Origin of the sequence: Methylobacterium sp. PvP105 (genome assembly GCF_017876975.1) — a bacterium.
Classification (GTDB): Bacteria; Pseudomonadota; Alphaproteobacteria; order Rhizobiales; family Beijerinckiaceae; genus Methylobacterium; species Methylobacterium radiotolerans.
The window spans coordinates 1-16,783 of sequence record NZ_JAGIPA010000002.1 but is presented as its reverse complement, the minus strand read 5'-3'; the positions used below and the strand labels follow the sequence as shown (position 1 = coordinate 16,783).

The following is a 16,783-nucleotide window of genomic DNA, read 5'->3' as shown; positions in this document are numbered from 1 at the left end:
GAGTATTCGAGGTGTTCGGTTGCCGGGTCCTTGCGGCGGCTCCAGACATGGCCATTCGCGTGGTCAACCTGTTCCCGGCACCAATCCTGCGCTTCAACCCCCGATCCTGAAACTCGTCATGGTTGGTGATCGGGGGAAGACCCACGGTGTAGGTCTGCCGTTCGGATACCGGTGCACGAGGATCGCGAGTCGGGCGGAAATGATCGCCCGCAGCTTGTCAATATTAAAAGGTAAGATCATGTCTTTCTGAAAATTCTTTCGGTTAATGTGTCCATCTTTAACTTGTGACGCCGTCGTTCGTCAATTTCCTTCTGCACGATCATCGCGAGATCAATCGAACGGCGGACTGGGTCACGTTGTAGGATGGTCTTCTGACGGCGTAGTGATAGCTGCGCATGGCCGAATTGTGCCGCTCACGCTCGTCGTCCTTCTGCCTCCTGATCTTCGCGGTCGCTCGATCTCCTTCGAGGCGCTGCCCGGCTTGATCTTCTTCGGCTTGCGCGGCTTCATGATTGAAACCCTCGGCGGAAGACGAGGCACTTGAAGCCGCCGTAACGGTGAACCGCGTTATAGTACGTCGAGAGCGTGATCGGTCGCACGGCTCGACGCCGCGCGTGTTGTTGATCGAGTGATGCAGCACACCGTGGATGTCGTTCCTTCACGACGCAATTCGGGAAACGCTGTAGACGAACTGACACCAACGGATCGATGACGTTGAGGAAGTTGACCTCATGAACTCTATCGAGGTAGATGATCCCGGTGAACGAGGCGGACCACAAGCCATTGATGAACTTCGGGTTGAAGTACCCGATGATCTTGATGCTCGACCATCGTGCGTTGTCGCGCTGCCGACGATCTATGGCGCGGCGAATGGTGAAGCGGGTGCTTTTGATCCCCATCAGCAGTTCATCGGGTGTCGAGTAGCTCGGGGTTTCGCACACGATCTTCCGAAGGGTGTGCGCGTGCGGCTGGATGATGGCCCACTCGGAGACACTGTCCGAGACGGATCGTGCTCGATGACGGCGACATCTGTCGCAGCCAGGAGATCGGCACCAGTTCCAATACCCTCCCCTAGTTCGTGTTCCGCAGAGGCGGAGCTTGTTGATCAGCGTCGGTGATGTTGCGTTCGAGCTGATGATTTTCGTTGTCGTGTTCATGGCTTCCGGATGTTGATAGTGTCTCTATTTACATCCGCGTGCTTGAACTGACGGTTTGGACATGGCATTTACGAACCATCGAACCAACCGACGATGATCCGTACCCATGTCGAAGATCGTTGCGCTCTACCGTGTTTCGACGGCCCGTCAGGGGCGGAGTGGTCTTGGCCTGGATGCGCAGCAGGCCGCGGTTCGGTCGTACATCAGTGACCGGCACGAACTGGTTGGCGAGTTCATCGAGGTGGAGAGCGGGAAACGTTGTGATCGGCCGCAGCTTAAGGCGGCTCTTCATCGCGCCAGGGTAACCGGAGCGATCTTGTGTATCGCGCGCCTTGATCGGCTCAGCAGGAACGCGGCATTCCTGCTGGCGCTGCGTGATAGCGGTGTGCGCTTCGTGGCCGTTGATATGCCCGACGCGAACGAGATGACGGTTGGGATCATGGCGGTGATCGCGGAGGGCGAGCGCAAGATGATCGCCACCCGCACTCGGGATGCTCTGGCGGCGGCTCGTGCCCGTGGTCGTGTCCTTGGCAACGCCCCTACCCTGGTGCCGGGTGCTGGTCGGGATCGCGCCAGCAAGCGCGTCATCGAGATCGCTGATCAGACGGCGCGTGACCTTCTGGTCGTGATCGAGGACATCCAGGCGGCCGGTGTCGTGAGTGCGCGCGGCATTGCGCGCGAGCTACAGGCCCGGCAGGTGCGGACGCCGCGGGGCGGCTCGGCATGGCAGGCGGTGCAGGTTCGCCGCGTGCTCGACCGGGCTGCCAATCCTTAACGGATCGTCAACCATGATCCGGCACGGTTACCCTCACCGTGCTGAAACCGTGAGGGCAACCGTGCGCTCCCCCTCCGTCCCCCGACGATCTGGACGAGCACTGGTGCTCGGTTGCCGAGGCCGCACGTCGTCTGGGCGTCACCCCGACTGCGATCCGCAACCGGATCAGGCGCGGCACGCTCGACGTGAAGCCCAACGGCAACGTCGGGCACCTCGTCCGCGTGCCGAGACCGGACCCCGTGCTCGACACCGTGTCGGAAACGGGTTCGGGCACGGTGCCGACCGACGCCTTGGACCGTGTGGCCGATGCCCTCGTCGCTGAGCTACGTGGGCGACTGGTCGAGCTTCAAGCCCGCGCCACGGCGGCTGAGGCCGAGCGGGTGGCGGTCCAGCACGGAGCGGCCCAGGAGCGCGCTCAGGCGGCCCAGGAGCGGGATCGGCTCCAACGGGCGGTCGTGGATGCCGGTGAGCGCCTCGCGGCCTTCCAGGCGGCCCGTGAGGCCGATCTGGTTCGGCATCGAGGCGAGGTAGACGACCTCCAGCGACAGCTTGACCAACTACGGCGTCGGCCGTGGTGGCAGCGGATGTGGGCGGCGTAGCACGGTGTCGGAGCAGGGGGACCTCTTCGTCGCCGCGGTGATCGACCCACCGCTCCGGGACAACCGCGACGCGATGGAGCACCCCTTCCTGTCGCTTCAGAAGCGCAGAACACGGCCCATCACCTACGCCCACAACAACATCCGGATCGAGGTACACGCGCCCGAAAAGTTCGGCATCGCAACGATATGGGATTGGGACATCATCATCGGTGTCGCATCACAGATCAACGACGCCATCGAAAGGGGTGATCCAACGTCACCGCGGGTGAGCTTCGCGCCGTACAACCTGCTCAAGAGCATCGGTCGAGGAACGGGTGGGAAGGACTACCGCGAACTGGCCGCGGCGATCAGACGGCTCCGGATGACGACGGTCATCACGAACGTTCGATCAGAAGACGGAGCAGGTCTTGAGCGGCCGTTCTCATGGGTGTCGGATTACGCCATACCGACGAAGTACACGACCATACTAACACCTGAAGCCCACGATGGTGAGGCTGATCCGACGCGCCCCTGGATCATAGAACTACCTCCGTGGCTGTACAACGCGATCACCCGCCGCCGTGATATCCTCGCAGTTCATCCGGGATACTTCGATCTGACATCAGGGATCGCCAGGGCGCTTTACCGGATGGCGCGCAAGTCGGTGCCGGAGAGCGGTGTCGGGGTCTGGAACTTCCGGATCGAGACGCTGCACCATCGGCTCGGGGTTTCCTCCAGCAGACGCGAGTTCGCCCGAGCCCTGCGCGAGATCGCAGCGGACAACCTCATGCCGGAGTACGTGATCCACATCGCCAAGGTTCACGGGCACGAGACGGTCACAATGATCCGGGACCGCGGTAAGCCACCTCGACCGCGACGGGGCATCTACCGCCCATAGCCCGGTCGTGGCCGCTATGATCGCGAGCAGCAGGACGCAGGCTGACCGCTCACACGGACCTCTTGGATCGGCGGACAGGGTACGTCACCGAAGGAGCAGAACACGCAGCAGTCGCCCGCATTCGGGCGCAGGAGCGCGCCGCAGCCGGTACACTTGTAGAAGAACTGACAGGCGTCGGTCGGCATCGTCTCCGTCGCCTGATGGCCGCAATGCGGGCATGTGAGAGTGGACTGAAGCTGCATCATCCTTACCGCATGACCCTGAGCGCCATCGGCTCAAGGTAAGGTTCCCATACAAGCGCCAGGGCAACCAACGCCGTCCCGAGCCCGAGCAGAGCAGCCGTGCGCCGTGATGGTCCGGCGCTGGCACATGGGCCATCCATGTCGCAGGCTGCCGCCCGGCGGTGGAAGAACAACCACCAGCCCACAAGGAGGGCCAGGGTAGCCCCGCCGAGCAAGAGGAGCCGGATGCTCGCCAACACCGCCAACCCACCGAACACAGCCCCTGTCGCACCGAGACTGGCGAGCGCTACCGGCAGAGCACAGCAGGACGATGCCGCCAGAGCCCCCAGCCCGGCGAGCGTGCCCAGCCCGGCGAACCAGCCCCCCGCAGGAACTGGCAGGCTCTCCCGTGTACGCGGGGCAGGTATCGCGGGAGCCGCTCTGGATGGTGTGTCGGTCATGGCCGTGCCACTCTGCATCCCGTAGCCACTACAGGATCAAGAGGGAAATGGTCACAGGTCCGCGCGGCCTCTCCATCGGGCAGCTTGCTGCGGCGACCAAGGTCAATCTGGAGACGGTTCGCTACTACGAACGCATCGGGCTGATGCCGTCCCCTGCTCGTACTGGAGGCGGTCACCGGGCCTACGATCCGACCCACGTCCAGCGCTTGGCGTTCATCCGTCATGCTCGCGCTTTGGGCTTCGGGATCGAGGACATTCGGGCCTTGCTGACGTTGGCCGCGCCCGGTCACCGATCCTGTGCCGAGGTCCGGGACATTGCGAGCGCGCATCTGTCCGAGGTCCGCATCAAACTTGCCCATCTCACGCGGCTTGAGCGCATCCTGAGCGACACGATCCACCAGTGCAGCGGCGCGCCGACGCCCGCCTGCCCGGTTCTCGACATGCTGGACGCTGCGACGTGAAAGATCACCCCTTCTAAAGGCCCGCTACACCGGCTTCAGCCCTCGGGGGATCGCCCACATCACCCTCGGGGGATCGCCCACAAATATTCGGGGGATCGCCCACACCCTCGGCGGCCAAGCCATTGGAAAATAAAGAGGCTTCGCCAGCCGCGGGGACGTAAACTCTGAAACTCTCTCTACGAGAGATATAAACGTCAGGATCACAAAGGAACATCATAAATCGCGAGAACAAGCTCGGATTGCGCGAACACAACGGTTCTGGTACAAGGGGTAGAGAATCTTAATATGGAGAACCGTATGGGCTATCTCGACAAGCTTAAGAAGAACTTAGCGTCTGGTCTGGAGAAGCCGAAGGCGACGAGGAAAGGTGCTGATCAAGCCGGGAAGAGAAGGGCGAACTTCGCAAGCTACCTCAAGAACCAGAAACAACTCATACTGTCACATCAGACACCTGCGGAACTTCAGGGTAAGAAAAAGGGCAAGAGACTGAGACTGGATTTCTGGGAGAAAGACGGTCTTCATGTGTTCGCGCCACGTTACGGCTCATCACTTGTTTACATATCAGGCGATCAAAACCAACTGAAAGCTGAAACGCCAGAACTGCTCGGAGATGCTGTCGAAACTCTCATCCTTGCAACGCGAGAAGGCGAGTTAGATGAAGCTCTCCAGAAGGCGTCGTTCAAGAAACGGAGTGCGTCTAAGTTAAATCCGGACACAACTCCTGATGACGAGACGCAGAACAAGCCGAAGGTCGGCGCTAATATCAGAGTGGCGAAGTAACCTACGAGCTTCACTTCGGACCACATGCGGTGGGGGATGTCCCCCACCGCACCCGCGTTAAGTCCCCCATGTCCGACGAGATGCGCAGAGCATTTTCATGGGTTTTCGAGGTGGTGTAGTTAGAAGATTGCAGGTCACTTCTTCGAACGGAACTCTCTCTCCAGCCCGACGTAGAGACCTTCGACAAACCCTCCCCACCTCTTCCCGTAGCTGTCACCGAACACAACCGTCTCACTGTTGAGACCACCACTGGTGTACTGTAGTCGGTGCTTGTGGCAGTACCCGCACAAGGCCGTGACCGCCTCCTCGATAGTCTGGTCGGATTGGAGGCCCTTCACCTGGGTGCGCCACCGACCCTGCCATACGGCCGCGAGATGGCCCCGCAGATCGTCCGCCTCGATCCCGTCCGGCAACACGGCGACGAGGTGGGTGTGGACCACCACCACCCGCTCCGTCGCTTCGAGCGGGCTCGTGTCGCACTCCAGGTCTTCGAGAAGGGCGTGTCGGTGGCTGCCGGGGCGGATGTCGCGGTGTAGCTCCAGTTCGATCACCCCTCGCCAGATCAAGCCGGGGAGAGCCCTGCCGCGGGTCATCCCGAGCCAACGAAGGCGGAACTCCTCGACCATGTCGGACACGGCCGACGAGAGGGCCGCTGGGTCATCGGCATCGGAGACCCGGATCGCGCCGATGATGATCGTCACCCACCGTAGCTCGGCGCGGGTACGCGCGCAGAGGACGCGCCAGGAGGGCGCGAGGTCGTAGTTCCTCGACATCGCGCCCGCTACCGGAACCGGAGCTTGAAGGCGACGGCCGTGAGGTCATGCGAGAACGAGTATTCGAGGTGTTCGGTGGCCGGGTCCTTGCGGCGGCTCCAGACATGGCCATTCGCGTGGTCAACCTGTTCCCGGCACCAATCCTGCGCTTCAACCCACCGATCCTGAAACTCGTCATGGTTGGTGATCGGGGGAAGACCCACGGTGTAGGTCTGCCGTTCGGATACCGGAGCACGAGGATCGCGAGGTCGGGCGGAAATGATCGCCCGCAGCTTGTCAATATTAAAAGGTAAGATCATGTCTTTCTGAAAATTCTTTCGGTTAATGTGTCCATCTTTAACTTGTGACGCCGTCGTTCGTCAATTTCCTTCTGCACGATCATCGCGAGATCAATCGAACGGCGGACTGGGTCACGTTGTAGGATGGTCTTCTGACGGCGTAGTGATAGCTGTCGCATGGCCGAATTGTGCCGCTCACGCTCGTCGTCCTTCTGCCTCCTGATCTTCGCGGTGCGCTCGATCTCCTTCGAGGCGCTGCCCGGCTTGATCTTCTTCGGCTTGCGCGGCTTCATGATTGAAACCCTCGGCGGAAGACGAGGCACTTGAAGCCGCCGTAACGGTGAACCGCGTTATAGTACGTCGAGAGCGTGATCGGGTCGCACGGCTCGACGCCGCGCGTGTTGTTGATCGAGTGATGCAGCACACCGTGGATGTCGTTCTTCACGACGCAATTCGGGAAACGCTGTAGACGAACTGACACCAACGGATCGATGACGTTGAGGAAGTTGACCTCATGAACTCTATCGAGGTAGATGATCCCGGTGAACGAGGCGGACCACAAGCCATTGATGAACTTCGGGTTGAAGTACCCGATGATCTTGATGCTCGACCATCGTGCGTTGTCGCGCTGCCGACGATCTATGGCGCGGCGAATGGTGAAGCGGGTGCTTTTGATCCCCATCAGCAGTTCATCGGGTGTCGAGTAGCTCGGGGTTTCGCACACGATCTTCCGAAGGGTGTGCGCGTGCGGCTGGATGATGGCCCACTCGGAGACACTGTCCGAGACGGATCGTGCTCGATGACGGCGACATCTGTCGCAGCCAGGAGATCGGCACCAGTTCCAATACCCTCCCCTAGTTCGTGTTCCGCAGAGGCGGAGCTTGTTGATCAGCGTCGGTGATGTTGCGTTCGAGCTGATGATTTTCGTTGTCGTGTTCATGGCTTCCGGATGTTGATAGTGTCTCTATTTACATCCGCGTGCTTGAACTGACGGTTTGGACATGGCATTTACGAACCATCGAACCAACCGACGATGATCCGTACCCATGTCGAAGATCGTTGCGCTCTACCGTGTTTCGACGGCCCGTCAGGGGCGGAGTGGTCTTGGCCTGGATGCGCAGCAGGCCGCGGTTCGGTCGTACATCAGTGACCGGCACGAACTGGTTGGCGAGTTCATCGAGGTGGAGAGCGGGAAACGTTGTGATCGGCCGCAGCTTAAGGCGGCTCTTCATCGCGCCAGGGTAACCGGAGCGATCTTGTGTATCGCGCGCCTTGATCGGCTCAGCAGGAACGCGGCATTCCTGCTGGCGCTGCGTGATAGCGGTGTGCGCTTCGTGGCCGTTGATATGCCCGACGCGAACGAGATGACGGTTGGGATCATGGCGGTGATCGCGGAGGGCGAGCGCAAGATGATCGCCACCCGCACTCGGGATGCTCTGGCGGCGGCTCGTGCCCGTGGTCGTGTCCTTGGCAACGCCCCTACCCTGGTGCCGGGTGCTGGTCGGGATCGCGCCAGCAAGCGCGTCATCGAGATCGCTGATCAGACGGCGCGTGACCTTCTGGTCGTGATCGAGGACATCCAGGCGGCCGGTGTCGTGAGTGCGCGCGGCATTGCGCGCGAGCTACAGGCCCGGCAGGTGCGGACGCCGCGGGGCGGCTCGGCATGGCAGGCGGTGCAGGTTCGCCGCGTGCTCGACCGGGCTGCCAATCCTTAACGGATCGTCAACCATGATCCGGCACGGTTACCCTCACCGTGCTGAAACCGTGAGGGCAACCGTGCGCTCCCCCTCCGTCCCCGACGATCTGGACGAGCACTGGTGCTCGGTTGCCGAGGCCGCACGTCGTCTGGGCGTCACCCCGACTGCGATCCGCAACCGGATCAGGCGCGGCACGCTCGACGTGAAGCCCAACGGCAACGTCGGGCACCTCGTCCGCGTGCCGAGACCGGACCCCGTGCTCGACACCGTGTCGGAAACGGGTTCGGGCACGGTGCCGACCGACGCCTTGGACCGTGTGGCCGATGCCCTCGTCGCTGAGCTACGTGGGCGACTGGTCGAGCTTCAAGCCCGCGCCACGGCGGCTGAGGCCGAGCGGGTGGCGGTCCAGCACGGAGCGGCCCAGGAGCGCGCTCAGGCGGCCCAGGAGCGGGATCGGCTCCAACGGGCGGTCGTGGATGCCGGTGAGCGCCTCGCGGCCTTCCAGGCGGCCCGTGAGGCCGATCTGGTTCGGCATCGAGGCGAGGTAGACGACCTCCAGCGACAGCTTGACCAACTACGGCGTCGGCCGTGGTGGCAGCGGATGTGGGCGGCGTAGCACGGTGTCGGAGCAGGGGGACCTCTTCGTCGCCGCGGTGATCGACCCACCGCTCCGGGACAACCGCGACGCGATGGAGCACCCCTTCCTGTCGCTTCAGAAGCGCAGAACACGGCCCATCACCTACGCCCACAACAACATCCGGATCGAGGTACACGCGCCCGAAAAGTTCGGCATCGCAACGATATGGGATTGGGACATCATCATCGGTGTCGCATCACAGATCAACGACGCCATCGAAAGGGGTGATCCAACGTCACCGCGGGTGAGCTTCGCGCCGTACAACCTGCTCAAGAGCATCGGTCGAGGAACGGGTGGGAAGGACTACCGCGAACTGGCCGCGGCGATCAGACGGCTCCGGATGACGACGGTCATCACGAACGTTCGATCAGAAGACGGAGCAGGTCTTGAGCGGCCGTTCTCATGGGTGTCGGATTACGCCATACCGACGAAGTACACGACCATACTAACACCTGAAGCCCACGATGGTGAGGCTGATCCGACGCGCCCCTGGATCATAGAACTACCTCCGTGGCTGTACAACGCGATCACCCGCCGCCGTGATATCCTCGCAGTTCATCCGGGATACTTCGATCTGACATCAGGGATCGCCAGGGCGCTTTACCGGATGGCGCGCAAGTCGGTGCCGGAGAGCGGTGTCGGGGTCTGGAACTTCCGGATCGAGACGCTGCACCATCGGCTCGGGGTTTCCTCCAGCAGACGCGAGTTCGCCCGAGCCCTGCGCGAGATCGCAGCGGACAACCTCATGCCGGAGTACGTGATCCACATCGCCAAGGTTCACGGGCACGAGACGGTCACAATGATCCGGGACCGCGGTAAGCCACCTCGACCGCGACGGGGCATCTACCGCCCATAGCCCGGTCGTGGCCGCTATGATCGCGAGCAGCAGGACGCAGGCTGACCGCTCACACGGACCTCTTGGATCGGCGGACAGGGTACGTCACCGAAGGAGCAGAACACGCAGCAGTCGCCCGCATTCGGGCGCAGGAGCGCGCCGCAGCCGGTACACTTGTAGAAGAACTGACAGGCGTCGGTCGGCATCGTCTCCGTCGCCTGATGGCCGCAATGCGGGCATGTGAGAGTGGACTGAAGCTGCATCATCCTTACCGCATGACCCTGAGCGCCATCGGCTCAAGGTAAGGTTCCCATACAAGCGCCAGGGCAACCAACGCCGTCCCGAGCCCGAGCAGAGCAGCCGTGCGCCGTGATGGTCCGGCGCTGGCACATGGGCCATCCATGTCGCAGGCTGCCGCCCGGCGGTGGAAGAACAACCACCAGCCCACAAGGAGGGCCAGGGTAGCCCCGCCGAGCAAGAGGAGCCGGATGCTCGCCAACACCGCCAACCCACCGAACACAGCCCCTGTCGCACCGAGACTGGCGAGCGCTACCGGCAGAGCACAGCAGGACGATGCCGCCAGAGCCCCCAGCCCGGCGAGCGTGCCCAGCCCGGCGAACCAGCCCCCCGCAGGAACTGGCAGGCTCTCCCGTGTACGCGGGGCAGGTATCGCGGGAGCCGCTCTGGATGGTGTGTCGGTCATGGCCGTGCCACTCTGCATCCCGTAGCCACTACAGGATCAAGAGGGAAATGGTCACAGGTCCGCGCGGCCTCTCCATCGGGCAGCTTGCTGCGGCGACCAAGGTCAATCTGGAGACGGTTCGCTACTACGAACGCATCGGGCTGATGCCGTCCCCTGCTCGTACTGGAGGCGGTCACCGGGCCTACGATCCGACCCACGTCCAGCGCTTGGCGTTCATCCGTCATGCTCGCGCTTTGGGCTTCGGGATCGAGGACATTCGGGCCTTGCTGACGTTGGCCGCGCCCGGTCACCGATCCTGTGCCGAGGTCCGGGACATTGCGAGCGCGCATCTGTCCGAGGTCCGCATCAAACTTGCCCATCTCACGCGGCTTGAGCGCATCCTGAGCGACACGATCCACCAGTGCAGCGGCGCGCCGACGCCCGCCTGCCCGGTTCTCGACATGCTGGACGCTGCGACGTGAAAGATCACCCCTTCTAAAGGCCCGCTACACCGGCTTCAGCCCTCGGGGGATCGCCCACATCACCCTCGGGGGATCGCCCACAAATATTCGGGGGATCGCCCACACCCTCGGCGGCCAAGCCATTGGAAAATAAAGAGGCTTCGCCAGCCGCGGGGACGTAAACTCTGAAACTCTCTCTACGAGAGATATAAACGTCAGGATCACAAAGGAACATCATAAATCGCGAGAACAAGCTCGGATTGCGCGAACACAACGGTTCTGGTACAAGGGGTAGAGAATCTTAATATGGAGAACCGTATGGGCTATCTCGACAAGCTTAAGAAGAACTTAGCGTCTGGTCTGGAGAAGCCGAAGGCGACGAGGAAAGGTGCTGATCAAGCCGGGAAGAGAAGGGCGAACTTCGCAAGCTACCTCAAGAACCAGAAACAACTCATACTGTCACATCAGACACCTGCGGAACTTCAGGGTAAGAAAAAGGGCAAGAGACTGAGACTGGATTTCTGGGAGAAAGACGGTCTTCATGTGTTCGCGCCACGTTACGGCTCATCACTTGTTTACATATCAGGCGATCAAAACCAACTGAAAGCTGAAACGCCAGAACTGCTCGGAGATGCTGTCGAAACTCTCATCCTTGCAACGCGAGAAGGCGAGTTAGATGAAGCTCTCCAGAAGGCGTCGTTCAAGAAACGGAGTGCGTCTAAGTTAAATCCGGACACAACTCCTGATGACGAGACGCAGAACAAGCCGAAGGTCGGCGCTAATATCAGAGTGGCGAAGTAACCTACGAGCTTCACTTCGGACCACATGCGGTGGGGGATGTCCCCCACCGCACCCGCGTTAAGTCCCCCATGTCCGACGAGATGCGCAGAGCATTTTCATGGGTTTTCGAGGTGGTGTAGTTAGAAGATTGCAGGTCACTTCTTCGAACGGAACTCTCTCTCCAGCCCGACGTAGAGACCTTCGACAAACCCTCCCCACCTCTTCCCGTAGCTGTCACCGAACACAACCGTCTCACTGTTGAGACCACCACTGGTGTACTGTAGTCGGTGCTTGTGGCAGTACCCGCACAAGGCCGTGACCGCCTCCTCGATAGTCTGGTCGGATTGGAGGCCCTTCACCTGGGTGCGCCACCGACCCTGCCATACGGCCGCGAGATGGCCCCGCAGATCGTCCGCCTCGATCCCGTCCGGCAACACGGCGACGAGGTGGGTGTGGACCACCACCACCCGCTCCGTCGCTTCGAGCGGGCTCGTGTCGCACTCCAGGTCTTCGAGAAGGGCGTGTCGGTGGCTGCCGGGGCGGATGTCGCGGTGTAGCTCCAGTTCGATCACCCCTCGCCAGATCAAGCCGGGGAGAGCCCTGCCGCGGGTCATCCCGAGCCAACGAAGGCGGAACTCCTCGACCATGTCGGACACGGCCGACGAGAGGGCCGCTGGGTCATCGGCATCGGAGACCCGGATCGCGCCGATGATGATCGTCACCCACCGTAGCTCGGCGCGGGTACGCGCGCAGAGGACGCGCCAGGAGGGCGCGAGGTCGTAGTTCCTCGACATCGCGCCCGCTACCGGAACCGGAGCTTGAAGGCGACGGCCGTGAGGTCATGCGAGAACGAGTATTCGAGGTGTTCGGTGGCCGGGTCCTTGCGGCGGCTCCAGACATGGCCATTCGCGTGGTCAACCTGTTCCCGGCACCAATCCTGCGCTTCAACCCACCGATCCTGAAACTCGTCATGGTTGGTGATCGGGGGAAGACCCACGGTGTAGGTCTGCCGTTCGGATACCGGAGCACGAGGATCGCGAGGTCGGGCGGAAATGATCGCCCGCAGCTTGTCAATATTAAAAGGTAAGATCATGTCTTTCTGAAAATTCTTTCGGTTAATGTGTCCATCTTTAACTTGTGACGCCGTCGTTCGTCAATTTCCTTCTGCACGATCATCGCGAGATCAATCGAACGGCGGACTGGGTCACGTTGTAGGATGGTCTTCTGACGGCGTAGTGATAGCTGTCGCATGGCCGAATTGTGCCGCTCACGCTCGTCGTCCTTCTGCCTCCTGATCTTCGCGGTGCGCTCGATCTCCTTCGAGGCGCTGCCCGGCTTGATCTTCTTCGGCTTGCGCGGCTTCATGATTGAAACCCTCGGCGGAAGACGAGGCACTTGAAGCCGCCGTAACGGTGAACCGCGTTATAGTACGTCGAGAGCGTGATCGGGTCGCACGGCTCGACGCCGCGCGTGTTGTTGATCGAGTGATGCAGCACACCGTGGATGTCGTTCTTCACGACGCAATTCGGGAAACGCTGTAGACGAACTGACACCAACGGATCGATGACGTTGAGGAAGTTGACCTCATGAACTCTATCGAGGTAGATGATCCCGGTGAACGAGGCGGACCACAAGCCATTGATGAACTTCGGGTTGAAGTACCCGATGATCTTGATGCTCGACCATCGTGCGTTGTCGCGCTGCCGACGATCTATGGCGCGGCGAATGGTGAAGCGGGTGCTTTTGATCCCCATCAGCAGTTCATCGGGTGTCGAGTAGCTCGGGGTTTCGCACACGATCTTCCGAAGGGTGTGCGCGTGCGGCTGGATGATGGCCCACTCGGAGACACTGTCCGAGACGGATCGTGCTCGATGACGGCGACATCTGTCGCAGCCAGGAGATCGGCACCAGTTCCAATACCCTCCCCTAGTTCGTGTTCCGCAGAGGCGGAGCTTGTTGATCAGCGTCGGTGATGTTGCGTTCGAGCTGATGATTTTCGTTGTCGTGTTCATGGCTTCCGGATGTTGATAGTGTCTCTATTTACATCCGCGTGCTTGAACTGACGGTTTGGACATGGCATTTACGAACCATCGAACCAACCGACGATGATCCGTACCCATGTCGAAGATCGTTGCGCTCTACCGTGTTTCGACGGCCCGTCAGGGGCGGAGTGGTCTTGGCCTGGATGCGCAGCAGGCCGCGGTTCGGTCGTACATCAGTGACCGGCACGAACTGGTTGGCGAGTTCATCGAGGTGGAGAGCGGGAAACGTTGTGATCGGCCGCAGCTTAAGGCGGCTCTTCATCGCGCCAGGGTAACCGGAGCGATCTTGTGTATCGCGCGCCTTGATCGGCTCAGCAGGAACGCGGCATTCCTGCTGGCGCTGCGTGATAGCGGTGTGCGCTTCGTGGCCGTTGATATGCCCGACGCGAACGAGATGACGGTTGGGATCATGGCGGTGATCGCGGAGGGCGAGCGCAAGATGATCGCCACCCGCACTCGGGATGCTCTGGCGGCGGCTCGTGCCCGTGGTCGTGTCCTTGGCAACGCCCCTACCCTGGTGCCGGGTGCTGGTCGGGATCGCGCCAGCAAGCGCGTCATCGAGATCGCTGATCAGACGGCGCGTGACCTTCTGGTCGTGATCGAGGACATCCAGGCGGCCGGTGTCGTGAGTGCGCGCGGCATTGCGCGCGAGCTACAGGCCCGGCAGGTGCGGACGCCGCGGGGCGGCTCGGCATGGCAGGCGGTGCAGGTTCGCCGCGTGCTCGACCGGGCTGCCAATCCTTAACGGATCGTCAACCATGATCCGGCACGGTTACCCTCACCGTGCTGAAACCGTGAGGGCAACCGTGCGCTCCCCCTCCGTCCCCGACGATCTGGACGAGCACTGGTGCTCGGTTGCCGAGGCCGCACGTCGTCTGGGCGTCACCCCGACTGCGATCCGCAACCGGATCAGGCGCGGCACGCTCGACGTGAAGCCCAACGGCAACGTCGGGCACCTCGTCCGCGTGCCGAGACCGGACCCCGTGCTCGACACCGTGTCGGAAACGGGTTCGGGCACGGTGCCGACCGACGCCTTGGACCGTGTGGCCGATGCCCTCGTCGCTGAGCTACGTGGGCGACTGGTCGAGCTTCAAGCCCGCGCCACGGCGGCTGAGGCCGAGCGGGTGGCGGTCCAGCACGGAGCGGCCCAGGAGCGCGCTCAGGCGGCCCAGGAGCGGGATCGGCTCCAACGGGCGGTCGTGGATGCCGGTGAGCGCCTCGCGGCCTTCCAGGCGGCCCGTGAGGCCGATCTGGTTCGGCATCGAGGCGAGGTAGACGACCTCCAGCGACAGCTTGACCAACTACGGCGTCGGCCGTGGTGGCAGCGGATGTGGGCGGCGTAGCACGGTGTCGGAGCAGGGGGACCTCTTCGTCGCCGCGGTGATCGACCCACCGCTCCGGGACAACCGCGACGCGATGGAGCACCCCTTCCTGTCGCTTCAGAAGCGCAGAACACGGCCCATCACCTACGCCCACAACAACATCCGGATCGAGGTACACGCGCCCGAAAAGTTCGGCATCGCAACGATATGGGATTGGGACATCATCATCGGTGTCGCATCACAGATCAACGACGCCATCGAAAGGGGTGATCCAACGTCACCGCGGGTGAGCTTCGCGCCGTACAACCTGCTCAAGAGCATCGGTCGAGGAACGGGTGGGAAGGACTACCGCGAACTGGCCGCGGCGATCAGACGGCTCCGGATGACGACGGTCATCACGAACGTTCGATCAGAAGACGGAGCAGGTCTTGAGCGGCCGTTCTCATGGGTGTCGGATTACGCCATACCGACGAAGTACACGACCATACTAACACCTGAAGCCCACGATGGTGAGGCTGATCCGACGCGCCCCTGGATCATAGAACTACCTCCGTGGCTGTACAACGCGATCACCCGCCGCCGTGATATCCTCGCAGTTCATCCGGGATACTTCGATCTGACATCAGGGATCGCCAGGGCGCTTTACCGGATGGCGCGCAAGTCGGTGCCGGAGAGCGGTGTCGGGGTCTGGAACTTCCGGATCGAGACGCTGCACCATCGGCTCGGGGTTTCCTCCAGCAGACGCGAGTTCGCCCGAGCCCTGCGCGAGATCGCAGCGGACAACCTCATGCCGGAGTACGTGATCCACATCGCCAAGGTTCACGGGCACGAGACGGTCACAATGATCCGGGACCGCGGTAAGCCACCTCGACCGCGACGGGGCATCTACCGCCCATAGCCCGGTCGTGGCCGCTATGATCGCGAGCAGCAGGACGCAGGCTGACCGCTCACACGGACCTCTTGGATCGGCGGACAGGGTACGTCACCGAAGGAGCAGAACACGCAGCAGTCGCCCGCATTCGGGCGCAGGAGCGCGCCGCAGCCGGTACACTTGTAGAAGAACTGACAGGCGTCGGTCGGCATCGTCTCCGTCGCCTGATGGCCGCAATGCGGGCATGTGAGAGTGGACTGAAGCTGCATCATCCTTACCGCATGACCCTGAGCGCCATCGGCTCAAGGTAAGGTTCCCATACAAGCGCCAGGGCAACCAACGCCGTCCCGAGCCCGAGCAGAGCAGCCGTGCGCCGTGATGGTCCGGCGCTGGCACATGGGCCATCCATGTCGCAGGCTGCCGCCCGGCGGTGGAAGAACAACCACCAGCCCACAAGGAGGGCCAGGGTAGCCCCGCCGAGCAAGAGGAGCCGGATGCTCGCCAACACCGCCAACCCACCGAACACAGCCCCTGTCGCACCGAGACTGGCGAGCGCTACCGGCAGAGCACAGCAGGACGATGCCGCCAGAGCCCCCAGCCCGGCGAGCGTGCCCAGCCCGGCGAACCAGCCCCCCGCAGGAACTGGCAGGCTCTCCCGTGTACGCGGGGCAGGTATCGCGGGAGCCGCTCTGGATGGTGTGTCGGTCATGGCCGTGCCACTCTGCATCCCGTAGCCACTACAGGATCAAGAGGGAAATGGTCACAGGTCCGCGCGGCCTCTCCATCGGGCAGCTTGCTGCGGCGACCAAGGTCAATCTGGAGACGGTTCGCTACTACGAACGCATCGGGCTGATGCCGTCCCCTGCTCGTACTGGAGGCGGTCACCGGGCCTACGATCCGACCCACGTCCAGCGCTTGGCGTTCATCCGTCATGCTCGCGCTTTGGGCTTCGGGATCGAGGACATTCGGGCCTTGCTGACGTTGGCCGCGCCCGGTCACCGATCCTGTGCCGAGGTCCGGGACATTGCGAGCGCGCATCTGTCCGAGGTCCGCATCAAACTTGCCCATCTCACG

At 62.2% G+C, this 16,783-nt stretch carries 29 protein-coding genes; 11 read left to right on the top strand and 18 right to left on the bottom strand.

What is annotated here, in order from left to right; all coding sequences use genetic code 11:
• Positions 1 to 506: 506 nt before the first annotated feature.
• Positions 507 to 941, bottom strand: a complete 435-nt coding sequence (locus J3A75_RS32350; RefSeq protein ID WP_209650981.1) for a hypothetical protein — start codon at positions 939 to 941, stop codon at positions 507 to 509.
• A gap of 322 nt (positions 942 to 1,263) precedes the next feature.
• Here J3A75_RS32350 and J3A75_RS32345 point away from each other — a divergent pair, with 322 nt between their 5' ends.
• A complete protein-coding gene (locus J3A75_RS32345; RefSeq protein ID WP_209650974.1) occupies positions 1,264 to 1,932 on the top strand; it encodes a recombinase family protein in 669 nt (222 codons plus the stop codon).
• A 323-nt stretch (positions 1,933 to 2,255) separates the two neighbouring features.
• On the opposite strand, the gene J3A75_RS32340 is transcribed toward J3A75_RS32345, so the two are convergent.
• Entirely contained in the window at positions 2,256 to 2,489 is a 234-nt protein-coding gene (locus J3A75_RS32340; protein ID WP_209650973.1) for a hypothetical protein, read from the bottom strand.
• Between J3A75_RS32340 and J3A75_RS32335 the strand changes: the two genes are divergently transcribed.
• Positions 2,482 to 3,408 (top strand): replication initiator protein A, encoded by a 927-nt coding sequence (locus tag J3A75_RS32335; RefSeq protein WP_209650972.1) that lies wholly within the window; start codon positions 2,482 to 2,484, stop codon positions 3,406 to 3,408. The genes J3A75_RS32340 and J3A75_RS32335 overlap by 8 nt on opposite strands.
• Positions 3,409 to 3,422: 14 nt before the next feature.
• Here J3A75_RS32335 and J3A75_RS36785 read toward each other — a convergent pair whose 3' ends face one another.
• On the bottom strand, positions 3,423 to 3,650 hold the full coding sequence (locus tag J3A75_RS36785; protein ID WP_245372214.1) for a GDCCVxC domain-containing (seleno)protein: 228 nt from the start codon (positions 3,648 to 3,650) through the stop codon (positions 3,423 to 3,425).
• A gap of 5 nt (positions 3,651 to 3,655) precedes the next feature.
• The gene (locus J3A75_RS37435) at positions 3,656 to 4,090 is read right to left on the bottom strand and encodes a mercuric transporter MerT family protein (RefSeq protein ID WP_209650971.1); all 435 of its coding nucleotides are present in this window, start codon (positions 4,088 to 4,090) and stop codon (positions 3,656 to 3,658) included.
• Positions 4,091 to 4,137: 47 nt separating this feature from the next.
• Here J3A75_RS37435 and J3A75_RS32325 point away from each other — a divergent pair, with 47 nt between their 5' ends.
• Positions 4,138 to 4,551, top strand: a complete 414-nt coding sequence (locus tag J3A75_RS32325; protein ID WP_209650980.1) for a MerR family transcriptional regulator — start codon at positions 4,138 to 4,140, stop codon at positions 4,549 to 4,551.
• Positions 4,552 to 4,848: 297 nt separating this feature from the next.
• Positions 4,849 to 5,331: a hypothetical protein gene (locus J3A75_RS32320; protein ID WP_209650979.1), complete on the top strand. Its 483-nt coding sequence runs from the start codon at positions 4,849 to 4,851 to the stop codon at positions 5,329 to 5,331.
• Between the two features lie 134 nt (positions 5,332 to 5,465).
• Here the strand turns inward: J3A75_RS32320 and J3A75_RS32315 are convergent, their stop codons facing one another.
• From J3A75_RS32315 to J3A75_RS32300, 4 genes are all read right to left on the bottom strand, one after another.
• Positions 5,466 to 6,032, bottom strand: coding sequence for a hypothetical protein (locus tag J3A75_RS32315; protein ID WP_209650978.1), 567 nt, complete (start codon positions 6,030 to 6,032; stop codon positions 5,466 to 5,468).
• An 80-nt stretch (positions 6,033 to 6,112) separates the two neighbouring features.
• Entirely contained in the window at positions 6,113 to 6,403 is a 291-nt protein-coding gene (locus J3A75_RS32310) for a hypothetical protein (RefSeq protein WP_209650977.1), read from the bottom strand.
• Complete coding sequence (locus tag J3A75_RS32305) at positions 6,400 to 6,675, bottom strand: hypothetical protein (RefSeq protein WP_209650976.1); 276 nt, start codon at positions 6,673 to 6,675, stop codon at positions 6,400 to 6,402. Before J3A75_RS32305 ends, J3A75_RS32310 begins: the two co-directional genes overlap by 4 nt.
• On the bottom strand, positions 6,672 to 7,106 hold the full coding sequence (locus J3A75_RS32300; protein ID WP_209650975.1) for a hypothetical protein: 435 nt from the start codon (positions 7,104 to 7,106) through the stop codon (positions 6,672 to 6,674). Before J3A75_RS32300 ends, J3A75_RS32305 begins: the two co-directional genes overlap by 4 nt.
• Before the next feature lie 322 nt (positions 7,107 to 7,428).
• On the opposite strand from J3A75_RS32300, the gene J3A75_RS32295 reads away from it, so the two are divergent.
• Positions 7,429 to 8,097 (top strand): recombinase family protein, encoded by a 669-nt coding sequence (locus tag J3A75_RS32295; protein WP_209650974.1) that lies wholly within the window; start codon positions 7,429 to 7,431, stop codon positions 8,095 to 8,097.
• Positions 8,098 to 8,419: 322 nt separating this feature from the next.
• Here the strand turns inward: J3A75_RS32295 and J3A75_RS32290 are convergent, their stop codons facing one another.
• Positions 8,420 to 8,653 (bottom strand): hypothetical protein, encoded by a 234-nt coding sequence (locus J3A75_RS32290; protein ID WP_209650973.1) that lies wholly within the window; start codon positions 8,651 to 8,653, stop codon positions 8,420 to 8,422.
• Between J3A75_RS32290 and J3A75_RS32285 the strand changes: the two genes are divergently transcribed.
• Positions 8,646 to 9,572, top strand: coding sequence for a replication initiator protein A (locus J3A75_RS32285; RefSeq protein ID WP_209650972.1), 927 nt, complete (start codon positions 8,646 to 8,648; stop codon positions 9,570 to 9,572). The two genes, J3A75_RS32290 and J3A75_RS32285, sit on opposite strands and share 8 nt — an antisense overlap.
• A 14-nt stretch (positions 9,573 to 9,586) precedes the next feature.
• Here J3A75_RS32285 and J3A75_RS36780 read toward each other — a convergent pair whose 3' ends face one another.
• Positions 9,587 to 9,814 carry a GDCCVxC domain-containing (seleno)protein gene (locus tag J3A75_RS36780; RefSeq protein ID WP_245372214.1) on the bottom strand — a complete coding sequence of 76 codons (228 nt, stop codon included), beginning with the start codon at positions 9,812 to 9,814 and terminating at the stop codon, positions 9,587 to 9,589.
• Positions 9,815 to 9,819: 5 nt separating this feature from the next.
• A complete protein-coding gene (locus tag J3A75_RS37430; protein ID WP_209650971.1) occupies positions 9,820 to 10,254 on the bottom strand; it encodes a mercuric transporter MerT family protein in 435 nt (144 codons plus the stop codon).
• A 47-nt stretch (positions 10,255 to 10,301) separates the two neighbouring features.
• Between J3A75_RS37430 and J3A75_RS32275 the strand changes: the two genes are divergently transcribed.
• Together J3A75_RS32275 and J3A75_RS32270 are read left to right on the top strand one after the other, a co-directional pair.
• A complete protein-coding gene (locus J3A75_RS32275; RefSeq protein ID WP_209650980.1) occupies positions 10,302 to 10,715 on the top strand; it encodes a MerR family transcriptional regulator in 414 nt (137 codons plus the stop codon).
• 297 nt (positions 10,716 to 11,012) lie between these two features.
• Positions 11,013 to 11,495, top strand: coding sequence for a hypothetical protein (locus tag J3A75_RS32270; RefSeq protein WP_209650979.1), 483 nt, complete (start codon positions 11,013 to 11,015; stop codon positions 11,493 to 11,495).
• Positions 11,496 to 11,629: 134 nt separating this feature from the next.
• Here J3A75_RS32270 and J3A75_RS32265 read toward each other — a convergent pair whose 3' ends face one another.
• The 4 genes from J3A75_RS32265 to J3A75_RS32250 all read right to left on the bottom strand — a co-directional run bounded on the left by J3A75_RS32265 (position 11,630) and on the right by J3A75_RS32250 (position 13,270).
• Entirely contained in the window at positions 11,630 to 12,196 is a 567-nt protein-coding gene (locus J3A75_RS32265) for a hypothetical protein (protein ID WP_209650978.1), read from the bottom strand.
• Between the two features lie 80 nt (positions 12,197 to 12,276).
• Entirely contained in the window at positions 12,277 to 12,567 is a 291-nt protein-coding gene (locus J3A75_RS32260) for a hypothetical protein (RefSeq protein WP_209650977.1), read from the bottom strand.
• Positions 12,564 to 12,839, bottom strand: coding sequence for a hypothetical protein (locus J3A75_RS32255; RefSeq protein ID WP_209650976.1), 276 nt, complete (start codon positions 12,837 to 12,839; stop codon positions 12,564 to 12,566). The genes J3A75_RS32260 and J3A75_RS32255 overlap by 4 nt, the downstream gene beginning before the upstream one ends.
• Entirely contained in the window at positions 12,836 to 13,270 is a 435-nt protein-coding gene (locus J3A75_RS32250) for a hypothetical protein (RefSeq protein WP_209650975.1), read from the bottom strand. The genes J3A75_RS32255 and J3A75_RS32250 overlap by 4 nt, the downstream gene beginning before the upstream one ends.
• Positions 13,271 to 13,592: 322 nt before the next feature.
• On the opposite strand from J3A75_RS32250, the gene J3A75_RS32245 reads away from it, so the two are divergent.
• Positions 13,593 to 14,261: a recombinase family protein gene (locus J3A75_RS32245; protein WP_209650974.1), complete on the top strand. Its 669-nt coding sequence runs from the start codon at positions 13,593 to 13,595 to the stop codon at positions 14,259 to 14,261.
• Between the two features lie 322 nt (positions 14,262 to 14,583).
• Here J3A75_RS32245 and J3A75_RS32240 read toward each other — a convergent pair whose 3' ends face one another.
• Positions 14,584 to 14,817 (bottom strand): hypothetical protein, encoded by a 234-nt coding sequence (locus J3A75_RS32240; RefSeq protein ID WP_209650973.1) that lies wholly within the window; start codon positions 14,815 to 14,817, stop codon positions 14,584 to 14,586.
• Here J3A75_RS32240 and J3A75_RS32235 point away from each other — a divergent pair.
• On the top strand, positions 14,810 to 15,736 hold the full coding sequence (locus J3A75_RS32235; protein ID WP_209650972.1) for a replication initiator protein A: 927 nt from the start codon (positions 14,810 to 14,812) through the stop codon (positions 15,734 to 15,736). The genes J3A75_RS32240 and J3A75_RS32235 overlap by 8 nt on opposite strands.
• Positions 15,737 to 15,750: 14 nt before the next feature.
• On the opposite strand, the gene J3A75_RS36775 is transcribed toward J3A75_RS32235, so the two are convergent.
• Positions 15,751 to 15,978 (bottom strand): GDCCVxC domain-containing (seleno)protein, encoded by a 228-nt coding sequence (locus tag J3A75_RS36775; RefSeq protein ID WP_245372214.1) that lies wholly within the window; start codon positions 15,976 to 15,978, stop codon positions 15,751 to 15,753.
• Between the two features lie 5 nt (positions 15,979 to 15,983).
• Positions 15,984 to 16,418, bottom strand: coding sequence for a mercuric transporter MerT family protein (locus tag J3A75_RS37425; protein ID WP_209650971.1), 435 nt, complete (start codon positions 16,416 to 16,418; stop codon positions 15,984 to 15,986).
• Between the two features lie 47 nt (positions 16,419 to 16,465).
• On the opposite strand from J3A75_RS37425, the gene J3A75_RS32225 reads away from it, so the two are divergent.
• The coding region (locus J3A75_RS32225) for a helix-turn-helix domain-containing protein (RefSeq protein WP_209650970.1) at positions 16,466 to 16,783 on the top strand (318 nt) is incomplete at its 3' end.

Bases quoted from the DNA above. Each gene is read 5' to 3' on its own strand.
- J3A75_RS32270 (WP_209650979.1), top strand. From the start codon at position 11,013: ATGGGCTATCTCGACAAGCTTAAGAAGAACTTAGCGTCTGGTCTGGAG.
- J3A75_RS32320 (WP_209650979.1), top strand. From the start codon at position 4,849: ATGGGCTATCTCGACAAGCTTAAGAAGAACTTAGCGTCTGGTCTGGAG.
- J3A75_RS37430 (WP_209650971.1), bottom strand. From the start codon at position 10,254: ATGACCGACACACCATCCAGAGCGGCTCCCGCGATACCTGCCCCGCGT.
- J3A75_RS32345 (WP_209650974.1), top strand. From the start codon at position 1,264: ATGTCGAAGATCGTTGCGCTCTACCGTGTTTCGACGGCCCGTCAGGGG.
- J3A75_RS37425 (WP_209650971.1), bottom strand. From the start codon at position 16,418: ATGACCGACACACCATCCAGAGCGGCTCCCGCGATACCTGCCCCGCGT.
- J3A75_RS32325 (WP_209650980.1), top strand. From the start codon at position 4,138: ATGGTCACAGGTCCGCGCGGCCTCTCCATCGGGCAGCTTGCTGCGGCG.
- J3A75_RS32255 (WP_209650976.1), bottom strand. From the start codon at position 12,839: ATGAAGCCGCGCAAGCCGAAGAAGATCAAGCCGGGCAGCGCCTCGAAG.
- J3A75_RS37435 (WP_209650971.1), bottom strand. From the start codon at position 4,090: ATGACCGACACACCATCCAGAGCGGCTCCCGCGATACCTGCCCCGCGT.
- J3A75_RS32275 (WP_209650980.1), top strand. From the start codon at position 10,302: ATGGTCACAGGTCCGCGCGGCCTCTCCATCGGGCAGCTTGCTGCGGCG.
- J3A75_RS32260 (WP_209650977.1), bottom strand. From the start codon at position 12,567: ATGATCTTACCTTTTAATATTGACAAGCTGCGGGCGATCATTTCCGCC.
- J3A75_RS32295 (WP_209650974.1), top strand. From the start codon at position 7,429: ATGTCGAAGATCGTTGCGCTCTACCGTGTTTCGACGGCCCGTCAGGGG.
- J3A75_RS32310 (WP_209650977.1), bottom strand. From the start codon at position 6,403: ATGATCTTACCTTTTAATATTGACAAGCTGCGGGCGATCATTTCCGCC.
- J3A75_RS36775 (WP_245372214.1), bottom strand. From the start codon at position 15,978: ATGCAGCTTCAGTCCACTCTCACATGCCCGCATTGCGGCCATCAGGCG.
- J3A75_RS32305 (WP_209650976.1), bottom strand. From the start codon at position 6,675: ATGAAGCCGCGCAAGCCGAAGAAGATCAAGCCGGGCAGCGCCTCGAAG.
- J3A75_RS36785 (WP_245372214.1), bottom strand. From the start codon at position 3,650: ATGCAGCTTCAGTCCACTCTCACATGCCCGCATTGCGGCCATCAGGCG.
- J3A75_RS32245 (WP_209650974.1), top strand. From the start codon at position 13,593: ATGTCGAAGATCGTTGCGCTCTACCGTGTTTCGACGGCCCGTCAGGGG.
- J3A75_RS36780 (WP_245372214.1), bottom strand. From the start codon at position 9,814: ATGCAGCTTCAGTCCACTCTCACATGCCCGCATTGCGGCCATCAGGCG.